Source organism: Mycobacteriales bacterium (assembly GCA_040902655.1).
GTDB lineage: Bacteria > Actinomycetota > Actinomycetes > Mycobacteriales > SCTD01 > SCTD01.
Genome location: JBBDWV010000055.1, coordinates 1 through 1,678, shown reverse-complemented (window position 1 = coordinate 1,678; position 1,678 = coordinate 1). Strand labels below are relative to the sequence as shown.

At 76.0% G+C, this 1,678-nt stretch carries 2 protein-coding genes; both read left to right on the top strand.

The genetic code is table 11. The features are described from left to right. Positions 1 to 206 precede the first annotated feature (206 nt). Positions 207 to 1,175: a PHB depolymerase family esterase gene (locus WD794_15955; protein MEX2291806.1), complete on the top strand. Its 969-nt coding sequence runs from the start codon at positions 207 to 209 to the stop codon at positions 1,173 to 1,175. A gap of 130 nt (positions 1,176 to 1,305) precedes the next feature. Then, positions 1,306 to 1,678 (top strand): TIGR00730 family Rossman fold protein (locus tag WD794_15950; GenBank protein ID MEX2291805.1); only part of this gene is annotated, 373 nt, incomplete at its 3' end.

Below are 1,678 nucleotides of genomic sequence, written 5' to 3'. Positions count from 1 at the left end.
CCCCCCCCCCCCCCCCCCCCCCCCCGGGGGCACCACCTCAACGCCGGATGGGCGGCTTCCCACAGGGAGCCGCCCTTCTGCGTTGCCCGCAGCCCTCCGGGGCGGTGCTGCCACGAATGGGTGAAAAGTGCGCCAGCCGCCGGCCGATACAGGGGGACAGGGTGCCCCGGGCGCCGGACCGCTGCGACGTGAGGCAGGACGAGGCCGTGAACACGCTCCTGCACGGCCGGTCGCTCGCCGCGCTGCTGGCAGCGATCGCCCTCGCCCTCGGGGTCGCCGTGCTGGCCGGCACTCCCGCGGCCGCGGTGGAGGAGCCCTGGGTCGAGCAGCGGCTGATCGGCGTCCGCGACGGCGCCCCGGTCTTCGACGTGCCGGTGGGTGCGGTGCCGGACCCGGTCACCGAGCTGAGGACGCCCTACACGGCCTACTACAGCGTCGTCGCCACCGACGGCCACCGGCGCACCTTCCGGCTGCACGTGCCCCGCGGCGCCGCCTCCGGGCGCCCGCTGCTGACCATGCTGCACGGGCTGTCGCAGAGCTTCGACAGCGTCACCGCCTACACCCGGTACGACGCGCTCGCCGCCGCCGGGCAGTTCGCCGTCGTCTACCCCGGCGGGGTGCACAGCAGCTGGAACGCCGGCCGGTGCTGCGGCCCGGCGCGCGCACTGCAGGTCGACGATCAGGCCGCCGTCCTGGCGATGACCCGGCTGGCCCGCGCCGCCCTGTCCTCCGACCCGCACCGGCTCTACCTCGGCGGCTTCAGCAACGGCGGGATGATGGCCCTGTCACTGGCCTGCAGGAGCCCGCAGACGTGGGCCGGCGTGCTGGTGGTCGGCGCCGCCCACACCGACCCGTGCCGGCCCGACCGGGCCGTCCCGCTCATGCAGGTCCACGGGACGGGCGACCGCATCGTCCCGTACGGCGGTACCCGGCACAGCAGCCACCTCGGGAGCTACCTGCCGGGTGTGGCCGGCACCCAGGCTCTGTGGAGGGACGTCAACGCCAGACAAGGCGCCCGTACGCTCCTGATCACCGTCCGCGGTGGTGGCCACGACTGGCCGCAGGGCCGCGGCGGCGCCACCTCGCAGGGGATCGCGACGCCCTCCTACGACACCTCCGGGCACGGCTGGAACTTCCTGGCAGCCCAGCGGCGCGCCACCCCCGCGCCGCCGTGAGGTCCGGAGGCCCGCCCCGGCGGCCGCGGCCCGGTCCGGCAGGCAGCGCGCGGCCGAGGTGCGCCGGTTACCGTCGTGCCATGCTCGCCACACCGACCGTCAGCACCGCGACCGTTCCCCCGGGGACCGCATGAACGAGGACAGCCGCCGCGAGACCGAGGAGCGTTCGGTGGAGGCGCTCGAGCGCAGCCGCCCGCACCCCGGCAGCCAGTCGGCCGGGCCGGTCCTGCGCCGCGGCAAGGGGCAGAAGGACACCACCACCGACCAGCGGCTGCTGGAGAACCGCGGGCCGGCCGACTGGGTGCACACCGACCCGTGGCGGGTGCTGCGGATCCAGAGCGAGTTCGTCGAGAGCTTCGGGATGCTCGCCGAGGTCGGCCGGGCGGTGACCGTCTTCGGCTCGGCCCGCACGGCCGCCGACGACCCGTACTACAAGCAGGCCGAGGAGCTGGGCGGCGCGCTGGCCGACGCCGGCTTCGCGGTCGTCACCGGCGGCGGGCCCG